Source organism: Flavobacterium eburneipallidum, assembly GCF_027111355.2.
Classification (GTDB): Bacteria; Bacteroidota; Bacteroidia; order Flavobacteriales; family Flavobacteriaceae; genus Flavobacterium; species Flavobacterium eburneipallidum.
In genome coordinates this window covers 70,225-85,663 of sequence record NZ_CP114291.2, presented here as the reverse complement: position 1 = coordinate 85,663, position 15,439 = coordinate 70,225, and the positions used below count along the sequence as shown (strand labels likewise).

The 15,439-nt window shown below is 36.0% G+C and carries 11 protein-coding genes; 1 reads left to right on the top strand and 10 read right to left on the bottom strand.

Translation table 11 applies throughout. The annotated features are described in order from the left end of the window. The first annotated feature begins 6 nt into the window (after window positions 1–6). Window positions 7–483 (top strand): TspO/MBR family protein, encoded by a 477-nt coding sequence (locus tag OZP15_RS00325; protein WP_269226522.1) that lies wholly within the window; start codon window positions 7–9, stop codon window positions 481–483. Window positions 484–488: 5 nt separating this feature from the next. On the opposite strand, the gene OZP15_RS00320 is transcribed toward OZP15_RS00325, so the two are convergent. The 10 genes from OZP15_RS00320 to OZP15_RS00275 form a co-directional block, all read right to left on the bottom strand. After that, window positions 489–1,697 carry a BaiN/RdsA family NAD(P)/FAD-dependent oxidoreductase gene (locus OZP15_RS00320; protein ID WP_281336681.1) on the bottom strand — a complete coding sequence of 403 codons (1,209 nt, stop codon included), beginning with the start codon at window positions 1,695–1,697 and terminating at the stop codon, window positions 489–491. Window positions 1,698–1,760: 63 nt separating this feature from the next. After that, window positions 1,761–2,447: a glycerophosphodiester phosphodiesterase gene (locus OZP15_RS00315; RefSeq protein WP_281336680.1), complete on the bottom strand. Its 687-nt coding sequence runs from the start codon at window positions 2,445–2,447 to the stop codon at window positions 1,761–1,763. Next, window positions 2,448–4,238 carry a glycoside hydrolase family 13 protein gene (locus tag OZP15_RS00310; protein WP_269226520.1) on the bottom strand — a complete coding sequence of 597 codons (1,791 nt, stop codon included), beginning with the start codon at window positions 4,236–4,238 and terminating at the stop codon, window positions 2,448–2,450. 124 nt (window positions 4,239–4,362) lie between these two features. After that, window positions 4,363–6,270: an acetate--CoA ligase gene (acs, locus tag OZP15_RS00305; RefSeq protein ID WP_281336679.1), complete on the bottom strand. Its 1,908-nt coding sequence runs from the start codon at window positions 6,268–6,270 to the stop codon at window positions 4,363–4,365. A gap of 120 nt (window positions 6,271–6,390) precedes the next feature. Continuing rightward, window positions 6,391–6,954: an acetate uptake transporter gene (locus OZP15_RS00300; protein WP_269226519.1), complete on the bottom strand. Its 564-nt coding sequence runs from the start codon at window positions 6,952–6,954 to the stop codon at window positions 6,391–6,393. Between the two features lie 432 nt (window positions 6,955–7,386). Further along, window positions 7,387–8,568, bottom strand: coding sequence for an aldose epimerase family protein (locus OZP15_RS00295; RefSeq protein ID WP_281336678.1), 1,182 nt, complete (start codon window positions 8,566–8,568; stop codon window positions 7,387–7,389). A gap of 98 nt (window positions 8,569–8,666) precedes the next feature. Continuing rightward, window positions 8,667–10,175 carry an L-arabinose isomerase gene (gene araA, locus OZP15_RS00290; RefSeq protein ID WP_281336677.1) on the bottom strand — a complete coding sequence of 503 codons (1,509 nt, stop codon included), beginning with the start codon at window positions 10,173–10,175 and terminating at the stop codon, window positions 8,667–8,669. Window positions 10,176–10,268: 93 nt separating this feature from the next. Continuing rightward, window positions 10,269–10,967: an L-ribulose-5-phosphate 4-epimerase gene (locus OZP15_RS00285; RefSeq protein ID WP_281336676.1), complete on the bottom strand. Its 699-nt coding sequence runs from the start codon at window positions 10,965–10,967 to the stop codon at window positions 10,269–10,271. A gap of 10 nt (window positions 10,968–10,977) precedes the next feature. After that, on the bottom strand, window positions 10,978–12,645 hold the full coding sequence (locus tag OZP15_RS00280) for a ribulokinase (protein ID WP_269226515.1): 1,668 nt from the start codon (window positions 12,643–12,645) through the stop codon (window positions 10,978–10,980). A 364-nt stretch (window positions 12,646–13,009) separates the two neighbouring features. Next, window positions 13,010–15,421: a glycoside hydrolase family 2 TIM barrel-domain containing protein gene (locus OZP15_RS00275; protein WP_281336675.1), complete on the bottom strand. Its 2,412-nt coding sequence runs from the start codon at window positions 15,419–15,421 to the stop codon at window positions 13,010–13,012. Window positions 15,422–15,439: the final 18 nt, after the last annotated feature.

The following is a 15,439-nucleotide window of genomic DNA, read 5'->3' as shown; positions in this document are numbered from 1 at the left end:
TCAAAGATGAATAAGATTTCTAAAATTCTAGTCGTTGTTGTAACCTGTTTGGTAGTTGGATATTTCTCCGGAATGGTAACCCGTTCCGCTATAACAACTTGGTATCCAACATTGGTAAAGCCGAGTTTTAATCCGCCCAATTGGATTTTTGCACCCGTTTGGAGTATGCTTTATATTATGATGGGAGTCGCAGCAGGATTGGTTTGGAGCAGAATGGAACAGGAAAAAGAAGCAGTAAAAAATGCCTTGATTTTTTTTGCTGTTCAATTGGCTTTGAATGCTTTGTGGTCTTTTTTGTTTTTTGGTTTGAAAAATCCAATGTTAGCAGGATTGGAAATAATTATTCTTTGGCTAATGATTTATGAAACCTATTTGAAGTTTTCTAAAATCAACAAAATTGCAGGTTATTTGTTTGTTCCTTATTTACTTTGGGTGAGTTTTGCTGCGGTTTTGAATGGAAGTATTTGGTGGTTGAACAGGTAGTTTTGTTAAAAATTATTCGCCACAATAAATCCACTTGTCCATGCATTCTGAAAATTAAATCCTCCAGTAATAGCATCAATATTAACTATTTCGCCAGCGAAATAAAGGTTTTCGTGTAGTTTGCTTTCCATCGTTTTGAAGTTGATTTCTTTTAAATCAATTCCTCCAGCGGTTACAAATTCTTCTTTGAAAGTGCTTTTTCCGTTTACTTGAAAGCTGGAATTGGTCAGTTGATTGATTAAATTTTGTAGTTGAATTTTAGATAAATCAGCCCATTTGGTTTCGGAAGAAATTTCAGAAGCCAGAACTAAATTTTCCCAAAGACGGTTGGTAATTTCAAAAGGCGATTTTTTGGAAACCATTTTTTTGGCATTTTCCTGTTTTAAATCTTTTAGGATTTTTTCAGCATCTTCAGCGTCAAGATCGTTCAGCCAATTGACAAAAATGGTAAATCGATAATTCTTTTCAAATAGAATTCGAGCTCCCCAAGCGGATAATTTTAAAATGGCTGGCCCGCTCATTCCCCAATGCGTGATTAACAATGGACCTGTCGAAGTCAATTTGGTGTCTTTTACTTTTACAGAAACCTGTGCCGAAACGCCGGGTAATTCCTTTATTCGAGTATCTTTGATATTAAAAGTAAACAAAGACGGAACCGGATTTACAATCGCGTGACCAAAAGTTTGCAGCATTTCCCATATTTTAGGATTGCTTCCCGTGGCTAGAATTAGTTTTTCGGTGATGTAATTTTCGGATTTTGTTTCGATTTTCCAAAAATTGTCTTTTTTGAAAATGGATTGTACACTTTGTCCTGTCAAAACTGTAATTCCCAATTTTTGAGTGGCTTGTATAAAACAATCAATGATGGTTTGCGACGAATTCGAAACCGGAAACATTCTTCCATCGTCTTCAATTTTAAGTTCTACGCCGTGATTACTAAACCATTCTATTGTGTCTCCCGAACAAAATTGATGAAAAGGCCCACGCAATTCTTTTTCGCCTCGGGGATAAAATTTAACCAATTCATTGGGATCGAAACATGCGTGCGTTACATTGCATCTTCCTCCGCCAGAAATACGAACTTTAGACAATACTTCGCTTCCACGTTCGAGGATGGCTACTTTTAGTTTTGGATTTTTCTCTGCAATGTTGATTGCTGTAAAAAATCCTGCTGCGCCACCGCCTACAATTATAATGTCAAAATTCTGGTTCATATTTTGGTTTGAAACTAGCTTTGTCAAAGTTCAAAACTTTGACAAAGCTGTAATGAGATTGTTTTATATTTTATCTGGAAAATCAGAAATAATTCCGTTTACGTTGAATGATTTTATTTTTTGAATAGCTTCTTTCGAATTCACCGTCCAAGGATAGACTTGGAATCCGTTTTCCTGAAGCAAAGCTACATTTTCTTTGGATAACAATTCATAATCGGGATGAATGGAAAATGCTTTTATTTTTTTGGCGAAAGCCAAAGCTGTGGAAATAGAATCTTCTGTCAAAACCCCAATTCTGATTTTTGAATTTAATAAATGAATTTCTTCAAGCATATTCCAATCGAAACTGGAAATCAAAAAATCAGTATAATGCCAATTTTTTTCTGAAATATAACGAGTGATTAATTCTATTACAGGTTTTGCCGTTCCAATTCCTTTGAGTTCAATATTGATAAAACAATGTCGATTGACCAAATCTAAAACTTCAATTAAAGTTGGGATTCCATGGTTGTTTTCAATTCTGAAAGTTTTCAATTCTTTTAAAGACAATTCGTTAACAAAACCTTTTCCGTTAGCGGTTCGGTCAATAGTTTCGTCGTGAATAACAATTAATTCATTATCGGAACTCAAATGTACATCAAGTTCGATGCCGTCTGAACCTAATTCAATCGCTTTTTCGAAAGCAATTAAGGTATTTTCGGGTTCGTAACCTTTCGCACCACGATGTCCGATTTTGAGAATTTTATTCATTTATTTTAATTCTAATAACAATACGGATTTGGGTTCCAAAAGAATTTCCTTGGTCAGATCGATGTTAATTTCTGTAAGAACCTCTTTTCCAGTTTTGTAATTTTTTAGATTTTCTTGAAAACGATTTAAATCTAGTGTTTTAGCATCAATTCTATTGTTGAAGATCACCATTATACTTTCGGACTCATCGTGTCTAAAATAGATATAAACATTGTCTTCTGGAATATAATGCGTCATTTTACCAGAATGAATTACGGATTTTGTTTTCCGCCAATTGAATAATTTGGAAGTGAAATCGAAATATTCATTTTGCATTGGTGTTCTTCCTGTTTTGGTAAACGCATTATTAGTATCGTTTTTCCATCCACCAGGGAAATCATAGCGAATATCGGCATCGCCATTGTCTTTGTTGCCATTCATCCCTATTTCGGATCCATAATATATTTGAGGAATTCCTCTAACGGTGGCAAGCAATACCATCGCCATTTTGTATTTTTGAATGTCGTTGTAATACACATGGTTCAAGCGATGAGTATCGTGATTTTCGGCAAAAGCAAGTAAATTATTGACGTTCGGATACAAAAAATCATTGGTAAAATTATTGTAAATTCGGATCATTCCTGTTTCCCAATTGCCATCTTCATTGAAAACAGTCAATAGCGCATCCGATAAAATAAAGTCCATTATGCTGGGTAAATGGGAATTAAAATTTTGAATTTTTCCAATCACACTATCTTTTTGCCAATACGAAAGTTGAGCTTGATCCCGCATCGAAATTTCGCCTACGATATTGAAATTAGGATATTCGTCGGTTATAGCTTTGGTCCATTTTGCAACAGCTTCTGGTTCGGCATAATTATACGTATCGACTCTAAAACCGTCCAGATTCGCATATTCAATCCACCAAATCGCATTTTGGATGAGGTAAGTCAAAACCAATGGATTTCGTTGATTCAAATCGGGCATCGAAGGAACAAACCAACCATCGAAACAGGTTTTGGTGTCAATTTTCGAGGCGTGAATATCGTGAACTAGAGTTCTCTTATGATTGGTTTGCGTGTAAGTTTCGAATTGATTGATCCAGTCTTTTGTGGGTAAATCTTTGATTATCCAATGTTCCAGTCCCCAATGATTTACTACATAATCCATAACCAATTTCATCTTTCTTTTGTGAAGTTCTGATGCTAGCTTTACATAATCTTCGTTAGTCCCATACCGAGGGTCAATTTTATACACATCGGATTGGGCGTAGGTATGATACGAACAAACAGCGTCATTGTCTTCGCAAAGAGGTGTGCTCCAAATGGTGGTTGCGCCGAGTTCCTGAATATAATCCAAATGATTGATGATTCCTTGAATATCTCCGCCGTGCCTGCCTTCGGGTAATTCTCGATTGTATTTTTCGGTGGTTGAAGCATCGTTTGTATTGTTCCAATTTCCATTCGAAAAACGATCGGGCATCAACAAATAAATAAGATCTGAAGCATCAAAACTTTGTCGTTCTGCCGAGTTTTCTCTTCGTTGTTTTAGGCTGTATTTTTGGGTAAAAACTACTTTTTCGTTTTCTTTAAAAATGAAATGAAAGTCGGAGGGAGGACAGTTTTTAGTAGCAATAGTAACGAAAATATAGTTGGGATTTTCAGTTCTATTTACTTTTATTATGGGAATTTTATTAGAAATCGAAACTTTGTACTTTGCTATATTTTTACCATAAAATAGAATTTGCAATTCGGGATTGTTCATTCCTGCATACCAAAAAGGAGGTTCTGTTTTTTCTATTTGAGGCAACATAGGCAGAGTTGGAAAGTGAACAGTAAATTTATCTTTTTCCTTTTAGAAAAAGGAGTTTTTTGTAAAATATTAAATGAAAAAGGCTGTCTTTTACGGACAGCCTTTGATATAATAAATTTTTGGATTACAATTTCCCATCTTTTATTTCATCCACAATTTCTGGATTTAATAGCGTAGTGGTGTCTCCAAAATTAGAGAAATCACCTTCGGCTATCTTGCGAAGAATGCGACGCATAATTTTACCAGAACGGGTTTTTGGCAAACCTGATACAAATTGAATTTTGTCCAACTTGGCAATTGGTCCAATATGATCCGAAACATGTCGGTTGATTTCTTTTTTTAAGTTTTCTTTGTCGCGATATTCACCAGATTCTTTCAAGATTACAAAACCATAAAGGGCATTTCCTTTTACATCGTGCGGGAATCCTACAATGGCACTTTCGGCAACTGCTGGATGTTCGTTGATCGCATCTTCGATAGGGGCAGTTCCTAGGTTGTGACCTGAAACAATTACCACATCATCTACACGTCCTGTGATTCTGTAATACCCCACTTCGTCACGTAAAGCGCCGTCTCCTGTGAAATATTTTCCAGGGAAAGCACTGAAATAGGTGTCTTTATAACGTTGGTGATCGCCCCAAATGGTTCTAGCGATTCCAGGCCAAGGGAATTTGATACAAAGACTTCCCGTAACTTGATTGCCTTCGATTTCGTTGCGTTTTTCATCCATTAATACGGGTTGAATTCCAGGTAATGGCAAAGAAGCATAAGTTGGTTTTGTTGGCGTAATAAAAGCAAGAGGTGAGATCATAATTCCTCCCGTTTCGGTTTGCCACCAAGTATCTACTAATGGGCAACGTTTTCCGCCCACGTGGTCGTTGTACCAGTGCCAAGCTTCTTCGTTGATAGGCTCTCCAACCGATCCAATTACTTTCAATGATTTGAAAGGGAATTTTAATACATATTCTAGTTTCTCTTTTGCCAAAGCACGAATAGCTGTTGGCGCAGTATAGAATTGAGTTACTTTGTGTTTTTCGATAGTTTCCCAAAAACGGCTGTAATCAGGGTATGAAGGAACTCCTTCGAAAATTACGGTTGTAGCACCGTTTAATAATGGGCCGTAAAGGATGTAAGAGTGACCAGTAATCCAACCAATATCGGCAGTACACCAAAAAATATCGTTCTCTTCGTAACTGAAAACATTCTTGAAAGTATAAGCAGTATAAACCATATATCCTGCTGTAGTGTGCACCATTCCTTTAGGTTTTCCTGTAGAACCCGATGTGTAAAGGATAAACAAAGGATCTTCGGCATCCATAATTTCAGCAACGTTGTTGTCTAGAGCGGCATCCAAAAGAGGTTGCAACCATTGGTCACGACCTTCTTTCATATTTATTTCAGCATTGGTTCTTTTGGCAACCAAAACGTTTTCAACGCAAGGACAGTTGTTCAAAGCATCATCGATAATTCCTTTTAGGTCAATGGTTTTTTCACCTCTATAACCACCATCCGATGTAATAACCATTTTGCATTCGCTATCGTTAATTCTTGCCGCTACTGCTGAAGATGAAAATCCAGCAAAAACAACCGAGTGAATGGCTCCAATTCTAGCACAAGCTAAAACAGAAACTGCTAATTCTGGAATCATTGGTAAATAGATACAAACTCTATCGCCTTTTTTGATTCCTTGTTCGCGAAGCACGTTTGCCATTTTTGACACTCTTACATACAATTCGTTGTAAGTAATATGCTGTGCCGCTTCGTCTGGATTGTTCGGTTCGAAAATAATAGCGGTTTTATCGCCTCTTTTGGCAAGATGTCTATCAATACAGTTCTTAACGATGTTTAATTTGGCATCAACAAACCATTCAATCTTGGCTTCTGCCATGTCAAATTCCATTATTTTCTCACTTTCTTGATACCAAGTAAAGTTTTCGGAAGCAATTTTGCTCCAAAATTTTCTCGGTTCACGAATGGATTTGTTATAATGTTTGAAGTATTGTTCTAAATTGTCTATTTTATAATAACTCATATTGAATTTTTTCTATTGATAAAAGTCTGAATGTTAAGGTTTGAGATTAACAAAATTAAAAACCTATTGTTTTGCAAATATAAGAATAGGCGATTTAGTTTTAGAAGAAACTTGCCTTTTTTATATAGGTAACACTTGTTTTCCTAATTTTTGATTGATAACCAACGCAGCTGCCTCATAAAAAGCAAAAAAACCACATAAAATTCCTTCGTAACCTGCAATAGTGTGAATTTCCTCGCTACCTGTAAAACTAGCTGCGGACAATAAGCCAAAAAGAATCACTAGTGAACCAAAAATGAGTTTTCCGATGGTGTTTCCGTTTAAGGTTCCGATGAAAAAAGCCAAGGTAAATAAACCCCAAATTCCTAGATAACATCCCATAGAAGCTCCGTCGGGTTTTGTAGCAAGACCCATTGCTGGCATTACCCACAAAGCAACAAGTGTAAGCCAAAAGAAACCGTAAGACATAAAGGCTGTCATACCAAAACCATTTCCTTTTTTCCATTCCATAATTCCGGCAATAACTTGTTGGATTCCTCCAAAAAAGATTCCCATTCCCATAATCATGGAGTTGAGTTCGAAAAAACCGGCATTATGAATGTTCAATAACATGGTAGTCATTCCGAATCCGAAAAGTCCTAAAGGTGCTGGATTAGCTGTAGTGTCTTTGATAATTTGTTCCATAAAGATTTAATAATTTAAGGTTTTTGTTAGTAAATAGCGTTTGATTTTGGTTTGTTTTTTAGTCAATACACAAATATATTAAACCTACTGGATTTTCAGGAATATTTTTTTGTTTTTTAGGGCATTCGCTTTTAGAAAATTACCGCAGATTCGCAGATTTTAAAAATAAATCAGAACTATTTTATTGCACTAATTCAAAAATTAGTGTTAATTTTTCTAATTTATGTTCTGAAAATCTGCGAATCTGCGGTGTTTTTTATTTAGAATTTCTTCGGTTTTAAAAGCGAATGCCCTGTTTTTTGTATGTAGAGGATTGCACCGATTAATTTGAAGTTTTTTTGTTTCACACCGAAACCTAATTTCAGTTTAACAAATAAAAAAAAGTCCAGAAGCAATACCTCTGGACTTTTTTGAAATTATTCGATTCTGTTATTATTTTACAGAAAATTTGAATGTTGTTTTTGTTTTGTAATTTTCTCCTGGACTCAATGTTGTAGTTGGGAAGTCTTTTTGATTTGGAGAATCTGGATAATGTTGTGTTTCTAGACACAAACCAGTTCTTTTAGCATAAGTTCCACCGTTTCTCATTGGTAATGTTCCATCAAGGAAATTTCCAGTGTACAATTGAATTCCAGGCTCTGTTGAGAATACTTCTAACAATCTTCCACTTTTAGCTTCATAAGCTGATGCTACAAAACGATCGCCTTTGTCTTGGTTGTTCAACACCCAGCAGTGGTCGTATCCTAACCCTTTTTTCAATTGATCGTCTTTTGCCTCGATATCTTTTCCAATCACTCTAGGTTTTCTGAAATCGAAAGGCGTATTAGTCACATCCGTTAATTGTCCTGTTGGAATCAAATCTCCATCTACAGGAACTAATTTATCAGCATCAATCACAACTTCGTGATCCAAAATTGTTTTAGTGAAATCACCAGATAAGTTAAAATAAGAATGTTGCGTTAAGTTAACCACCGTTTTCTTGTCCGTAGTCGCTTCGTATAGTACGTCTAATGAATTGTCATTGTTTAAAGTGTAAGTTACAAAAACAGTCAGGTTTCCAGGATACCCTTCTTCCATGTCTTTGCTTACATATTTTAATTTTAAAGTTGCATTAGCACCACCTTTAGCTTCTTCGGCAGTCCAAACTCTTCTGTGAAAACCTTCTGGTCCACCGTGCAAAGCGTTTTTGCCATTGTTCAATGCCAATTGGTATTCTTTACCGTCAAGGCTGAATTTTCCTTTAGCAATTCGGTTTCCGTATCTTCCGATTAAAGCTCCAAAATAAGGATTGGCTTTTTGGTATTGTTCTAAATTATTGAAACCAATAACCACTTCTTCTGATACTCCCGCTTTGTTAGGTACTTTCAGCGAAGTAATAATTCCACCATAAGTGATGATGTTTACTTCCATCCCTTTTTGATTTTTTAGGGTGTAGTTATCTACTTGTTCACCAGTGGCAGTTTTGCCATAGGCTGATTTTACGATTGACACTGAATCGGTAGCTTTTGTTTCTAGGGTTATTTCTTCCACTTTTTTGTCTCCTTTACATTGAATATTCATACTTGCCAAACTTACTAAGGAAATTCCATAAATGCAACGTTTTAATACATTCATAATTTATTGGTTTTTTGGGTTAATATTAATTAAAGAAAAGTTTGAAGGCTTCAAAACAGATTGTTCTTTAACCTTCAAACTTTTTATTTTTTACTTATTTATAGTCCGTGTTGAAACAAGTGATAATAGGCTTCATTGGCATTCAAAGTGTCTTTGAAAGCACGAATTTTAGTATCATTGTCAATTACAACCAATTCGATTCCTGCAATATCGGCAAAATCTTCCATGAATTCAGTAGTTACGGCTTGGCTATACACCGTGTGATGCGCTCCACCTGCCAAAATCCAAGCTGTTGCAGCAATATCAAGGTTTGGTTTGCAATCCCAAAGTACACGCGCTACTGGTAATTTAGGCAAATCAGCCATTGGTTTAACCGCTGTAACTTCGTTTACAATCAAACGGAAACGAGTTCCCATATCTACTAATGACACATTAATTGCATCTCCAGCTGGTGAATTGAACACCAAACGAACTGGATCTTCTTTTCCTCCAATTCCCAATGGGTGAATTTCGCAAGAAGGTTTTCCGTCAGTGATAGAAGGACAAATTTCCAACATGTGTGAACCTAAAACGTATGATTTTTCAGGAGTGAAATGATAGGTATAATCTTCCATGAAAGAAGTTCCGCCTTCCAAACCGATGTTCATTACTTTCATGACACGAACCATGGCAGCTGTTTTCCAGTCGCCTTCTCCACCAAAACCGTAACCATCAGCCATCAAACGTTGCGTTGCAATACCTGGCAATTGTTTTAATTCTCCCAAGTTTTCGAAAGTATCGGTAAAAGCACCAAAACCACCTTCTTCTAAGAATGCTCTCAAACCTAATTCGATTTTGGCAGCATCCAATAATGATTGTCTTTGCTCTCCACCTTTTTGCAATTTAGGAGCCAAATTGTATGATTCTTCATAAACTGCTACCAGCGCCTCTACTTGTGCATCGGTAACCAATTTCATTTTATTTACGATATCAGAAGAGTCGTATCCGTTTACAGACATTCCAAAACGAATTTGGGCTTCCACTTTATCGCCACAAGTAACGGCAACTTCACGCATATTGTCTCCAAAACGCGCTACTTTTAGGTTTTGCATTTCATCCCAACCTAAAGCAACTCTCGACCAGTTTCCTAATTTAGTTTGTACTCTTTTGTCTTCCCAGTGACCAACAACCACTTTACGTTTCTTGCGCATTCTAGACATAATGTACCCAAACTCTCTGTCTCCGTGAGCCGATTGATTCAAGTTCATGAAATCCATATCGATGGTTGCCCAAGGAATTTCAGCATTGTATTGGGTGTGTAAATGGCACAATGGTTTTTTAAGAATGCTCAGGCCGTTAATCCACATTTTGGCTGGAGAAAAGGTGTGCATCCAAGCGATAATACCAATACAGTTTTTGTTGGTATTGGCTTCCAAACAAATATCCGTAATTTCACTAGGTGATTTTGCCACCGATTTGTAAATCACTTTTACTGGAACCGAAGAAGAAGCATCAATTCCTTTTGCAATTTCTTGCGAATGTACCGCAACTTGTTTTAAAGTTTCTTCACCGTATAAGTTTTGGCTTCCTACTACGAACCAAATTTCTTTTTTAGAAATATCTATCATTATAATATATTGTTTAAAATTGTTTAAAGTTTAAAATTGTTTAAAGTTTCTTTAGTTTAAACAACTTTAAACTAAAGAAACCTTAAACTAAAATTACTGTCCGTAATACGAATCTTTTCCGTGTTTGCGTTCGTAATGTTTTTTGATTAAAGAATCTTTCAATCTTGGTGCATTTGGGTTGATCAATTCCGTTAGATGTGCCATTTCGGCAACAACTTCTAAAACTTTAGAATTGTACACTGCTTTTGCAGCATTTTTTCCCCAAGCAAAAGGTCCGTGATTGCCAATTAAAATCATTTCTACTTCTTCATAAGAAAGGTTTTTTTCTTTGAAACAGTCTAAAATTTGGATTCCAGTATTGTGTTCATAATTCCCTTCGATAAGCGAGTCAGCCATTGGCGGAGCACACGGAATATCTTTAGTCAAATGATCGGCATGCGTAGTTCCAAAAATTGGAATATCTCTTTGTGCTTGTGCCCAAGCTACAGAATACGTAGCGTGAGTGTGAGCAACACCACCAATATTTGGCCAGTTTTTGTATAAATAAGCGTGCGTTTTCGTGTCAGATGACGGACGCATCGAACCTTCGATAATGTTGTTGTCGAAATCCACAATCACAATATCTTCGGCTTTTAATTCTTCGTAAGCCACGCCACTAGGTTTAATAGCGAAAACACCATTTTCTCTATCTACAGCACTTACATTTCCAAAAGTGTAAACAACTAATTTCAAGGCATTCAATTGCATATTAGCCTCGTAGCATTCTTGTTTTAAAGCGGTATATTTTGACATTCTAAATTTATTATTTTGTTATACTTTCTACAAATTTAGCCAAATCAGAATACGAATCCATCAATTCTTGATAAGCTTCTATTTTGTCTGATTCTGGGAAATATTCGCTTTCAAAATCGCTTCCCATTTTTTTGCTGGCTTCAATTACGTTTGGATAAATTCCAGCCGCAACCGCTGCGTAAATCGCTGCTCCCAATGCTGGTGCTTGATCTGAAGCGGCAACTTTGATAGGTTTGTTCAATACATTTGCCAAAGTTTGCATAATAAATGGTGATTTTCTTGCCACTCCTCCAATTCCGATAACGCTGTTAATTCGAACGCCTTCTTCTTCAAATCGATCCACAATTTTTTTAGAACCAAAACATATAGCATTAATCAAAGCTTTGAAAAGATGAGGTGCTTTTGTTCCTAACGAAACATTAGTAAAAGCACTTTTCAATCCTTGATTTGCATCTGGAGTTCTTCGTCCGTTTACCCAATCCAAAGCAGTTGGAATACTTTCCGATAACGGAATCACTTCTGCTTGTTGAGTCAAGGTTTTGATGAAATTAGATTCAATTTCTGCTTTTAATTGTGTTTTTTGATCGTCGGATAATAGGGTAGAAGTGTAAACCAAATTGTCTAACGGCCAAGAAAGTGTGTCTTTGAACCAAGCCAAAACATCGCCAAAAGCCGATTGTCCTGCTTCTAAACCAATGTAACCCGGAATAACCGATCCATCTACTTGTCCGCAAATTCCTTTAACCGTTTTCGTTCCAACGATGTCTTTGTCAGAAACCAAAATATCGCAAGTTGAGGTTCCCATAACGCGAACCAAAGTATTCTCGTCAATTTTAGCTCCAACTGCTCCTGAATGTGCGTCGAAAGTTCCAACAGCAATTACAGTATCGGTTGTCAATCCTAATTTGGTTGCCCATTCTTGGTTTAAATTTCCAGCAACCACATCAGAAGTATAAGTTTCGTTGAATAATTTTCCACGAAGTTGTGCTACATAAGGATCTAGTTTTTCAAGGAATTCAACAGGAGGCAAACCGTTCCAGTCTTCGTGCCATAAGGCTTTGTGTCCTGCGGCGCAACGGCTTCTTTTGAACGATTTTAAATCTTTATTGTCAATTAACAAATAGGTCATTAAATCACAATGTTCCATCCAAGTGTGAGCAGCGTTTTTAACGGCTTCGTCCACACGAGCGATATGTGTTATTTTTGCCCAAAACCATTCTGACGAATAAATTCCTCCTGAATATTTGATGAAATTTTCTCCACCCCAAGTGGCTGATAATTCATTGATTTCGTTAGCTTCATTTATAGCAGTGTGATCTTTCCATAAAATCATCATCGCATTTGGATTTTCTGCAAATTCAGTTGTCAAAGCCAATGGCGTTCCATCTTCTGTAACTGGAATTGGCGATGAACCCGTGGTGTCAATACAAATACTTTTGATTTGAGAAGGGTTAATTTTAGATTGACTTACAACTGCTTTTATGGTAGTTTCTAATCCTTCGATATGATCCAAAGGATGTTGACGAAATTGATTGATGGCGGCATTGCAATATTGCTTGTTTGCCCATCTTTTGTAATATGAAACTTCAGAAGCAATCTCCTGTCCATTTTCTGTATCAATCAATACGGCACGAACAGAGTCTGTTCCGTAGTCTAATCCTATAACGTAATTTTTCATTCTAAATTCTTTAAATTGTAGCTACAAATATAATATAAATAATTTTAAGTGTGTAAAAAACACTTAATTTAACTTTAATGCCTTTATTTTTAATAATATATCATCAAAACAGCTGTTTATGAAAAAACAAACTAATGAATTTATTTCATTAGTTTGTTTTGTTGCGATTAGTTCATTTTTAATTTCAAAATAGTCACAGAGTAGGCAGGAAGTTTTAGCTGTGGCTTGTTGTTTTTGTATTGAAATATAATTCCGTAAACGACAATCCTCAAGTCAAGGTGTGATGTTTTTGATTAAATTATGTTTCATTTTCTATACTATTTTAGGATTTGAAATTATTGGAATTGACTCTAATTTATTTTATTTACTCTGTTTTTATTTTTAGGGTAGCAGTTGCTAAACCATCGGCACTTGCGGATAGTAGAATCTCTCCTTTGGTTCGGTTACTTTTTATGATGGCTAATGCTTTTCCTTTCCAAGTCATCCTGGTTTGAGACACATAGGAATTCACATCTTTGATATTGGCATTATCAGTTCCGAGAATAGAACCAGATTCCGAAATAGTAAACTGAATTTTCAAATCGGCATTAGGTACAATTGTGCCAAATTCATCCACAATTTCCAAAGTGACATAAGATAAATCCTGTCCATCGGCTTTAATATTGTTTCGGTCAGCCTTGAGGACAATCTTTGTTGCTTTTCCAGCGGTCTTTAAAATTTTAGATTCAGTTTCCTTCCCATTTTGTAATCCAACAGCTTTTAATTGGCCCGGATTATAAGGTACAGAAAAGGTAGCTTTGAATTGAGTGTCACTATTTGTTTCACTTTCTCCAACAATTTTATCATTGAGATAAAGCCTAACCTTTGGATATTTTGAATACACTTCAACCTGAATTTCTTTTCCCAAAAATTCTGGCCATGTCCAACTTTCCCACGTTGGCCATACAGACCACCTCGTTTCAATTATCTCTAAAGGATCTGGATTAGGTTCTTTGACCGCTAAATAAAGTTTTTCATTATTATTATATAACATACTTCGATAGTGCGATATTGGTTTTCTCCAACCCATCATATCAATGTCTCCGCAATAAGCTCCATGCCAAGGGAAAAGGTCTCTTTCCCAGTGTTCGCCTGTAACTTCACCCGAATAATACCATCTGCCAATACCCGATTCGCCTAGATAATCCATTGCTGTCCAAACAAAATCACCAATAATGTATTTGTTTTCATTTACCAATTTCCAATTTTGAAATGCCTCTCTAGGATAGGATTCGGTTTGAACAATTACTCTTGTTGGCACACGTTTGTGGTCATCTGGAGCTCGCTTTAGTTCGTAATTATATCCAGCAACATCATGTTCTGCCATTAATGGGTCAAATATTTCCCAATCTTTGTCCCAAGTTGTCATTGCAGATGTAACTGGTCGTGTGGTGTCAATAGCTTTTACTGCATTGGCAAGATTTTTTGCTGTTGCAACTGCCTGCGGTTCTTTTCTTTCTATTATTTCATTTCCAATACTCCACATAATAACCGAAGGATGATTGCGGTCACGCTTCACCATAGCCTGAACATCACGTTCATACCATTTGTCAAAATACATCGCATAATCATATTCTGTTTTCTTGGTTCTCCAACCGTCAAATGCTTCGTCTATGACTAGCATTCCAAGGCGATCACAGGCTTCTAAAAAGGCTTGAGAAGGAGGATTGTGAGAGGTGCGTAGTGCATTGAAACCTGCTTCCTTTAATAGCTCGACTTTTCTTTCTTCGGCTCTGTCATAAGATGCGGCTCCCAAGGCTCCATTATCATGATGAACGCAACCTCCATTTAAAAGTGTCGTTTTCCCATTTAATAGGAAACCTTCTGTAGCTGAAAAACTAATGGATCGAATTCCAAAATTTAGAATTGATTGGTCTGCAATTTCTTCCTTATCAATTAGGCTGACTTTTGCATTATAAAGATTTGGAGATTCTGGCGACCATAATTTTGGCTTTGAAACTTTTAAATTTTGTTTGATGGTTTTTTTGCTTTTTGAATCGATTTGAACAGTTATAGAGGATTTTTTTACTTCTTTGTTGTTTTTTGAATCAAAAATTATTGTCTCAAGCTGGATGCTTTTAGGTTGATCGCTATTGTTTTTAATAGTTGTACTAACTTCAACGGTTGCTGAATTACTTTTGATAATCGGTGTGCTAATTCCTATGCCATCATTTTCGAAATGTACTCTGCCTTTTGATTTTAACCAAACATGACGATAAATTCCTGAACCACTATACCATCTGCTGTTTTTTTGTTTTGAATTATCTACTCGTACTGCAATAACATTTTCTTTTTCATAGTCCAAGTACGGTGTCAATTCATAACTAAAAGAAGTATAACCATAAGGATAAATGCCCAAAGATTTTCCATTGATAAAAACTTCGGAGTTCATATACACTCCTTCAAAATTGATGATAACCACTTTGTTTTTGTTATCTTTTGCTATTTTAAATGTTTTTCTATACCATCCTATTCCTGTTGGCAAATATGCGCCATCATTTCCCGCTGGATTTTTTGAAGAAAAATCACTTTCTATACTCCAGTCATGTGGTAAATCAAGCATTCTCCAATTCGAATCATCAAAATTAATTTTGCTAGCATCATCATTGTCGCCTAAATAAAACTTCCAATCATAATCAAATAGTTTTTTGGTGTTAGTAGTTTTGTTTTGGGCATCAAGGTTAATACATGGTAAGGTGATAATTGTAATTACCAGCCAAAGTTTAAAATAGTTCATCTTATTGAATTTAAATAT

Coding starts and splice junctions, on each gene's coding strand:
- acs (WP_281336679.1), bottom strand. CDS start 6,270: ATGAGTTATTATAAAATAGACAATTTAGAACAATACTTCAAACATTAT.
- OZP15_RS00315 (WP_281336680.1), bottom strand. CDS start 2,447: ATGAATAAAATTCTCAAAATCGGACATCGTGGTGCGAAAGGTTACGAA.
- OZP15_RS00285 (WP_281336676.1), bottom strand. CDS start 10,967: ATGTCAAAATATACCGCTTTAAAACAAGAATGCTACGAGGCTAATATG.
- OZP15_RS00325 (WP_269226522.1), top strand. CDS start 7: ATGAATAAGATTTCTAAAATTCTAGTCGTTGTTGTAACCTGTTTGGTA.
- OZP15_RS00280 (WP_269226515.1), bottom strand. CDS start 12,645: ATGAAAAATTACGTTATAGGATTAGACTACGGAACAGACTCTGTTCGT.
- araA (WP_281336677.1), bottom strand. CDS start 10,175: ATGATAGATATTTCTAAAAAAGAAATTTGGTTCGTAGTAGGAAGCCAA.
- OZP15_RS00310 (WP_269226520.1), bottom strand. CDS start 4,238: ATGTTGCCTCAAATAGAAAAAACAGAACCTCCTTTTTGGTATGCAGGA.
- OZP15_RS00295 (WP_281336678.1), bottom strand. CDS start 8,568: ATGAATGTATTAAAACGTTGCATTTATGGAATTTCCTTAGTAAGTTTG.
- OZP15_RS00275 (WP_281336675.1), bottom strand. CDS start 15,421: ATGAACTATTTTAAACTTTGGCTGGTAATTACAATTATCACCTTACCA.
- OZP15_RS00320 (WP_281336681.1), bottom strand. CDS start 1,697: ATGAACCAGAATTTTGACATTATAATTGTAGGCGGTGGCGCAGCAGGA.
- OZP15_RS00300 (WP_269226519.1), bottom strand. CDS start 6,954: ATGGAACAAATTATCAAAGACACTACAGCTAATCCAGCACCTTTAGGA.